The sequence below is a fragment of the Streptomyces sp. URMC 126 genome (assembly GCF_051386555.1).
In the GTDB taxonomy this organism is placed as follows: domain Bacteria; phylum Actinomycetota; class Actinomycetes; order Streptomycetales; family Streptomycetaceae; genus Streptomyces.
This window is the reverse complement of record NZ_JBPQTX010000779.1, coordinates 1-284: the sequence shown is the minus strand read 5'-3', so window position 1 is coordinate 284 and position 284 is coordinate 1. Positions and strand designations below refer to the sequence as shown.

At 71.8% G+C, this 284-nt stretch carries 1 protein-coding gene; it reads right to left on the bottom strand.

What is annotated here, in order from left to right; all coding sequences use genetic code 11:
• The coding region (locus tag ACSNOK_RS33880; RefSeq protein ID WP_436784587.1) for a thiamine pyrophosphate-binding protein at positions 1–265 on the bottom strand (265 nt) is incomplete at its 3' end.
• Positions 266–284: the final 19 nt, after the last annotated feature.

Here is a 284-nt window from a genome sequence, read left to right as displayed (position 1 = left end):
GGATCGAGTCCGCGAGCGCGGTGTAGAGGCCGGTGATCATGTTGGTGCCGGCCGGCCCCGAGGTGCCGATGGCGACGCCGACCCCGCCGGTGGTCCGCGACCAGCCGTCGGCCATGTGGGTCGCGCCCTCCTCGTGGCGGACGATCAGGTGCTCGATCGTGCCGTTCTTCTCCAGCGCCTGGTACAGCGGGAGGATCGCGGCGCCGGGGCAGCCGAAGACGGTGTCCACGCCCTCCGAGGCGAGCACCTGGACGACCGCGTCCATCGCGGGGATTCTGCTGGGA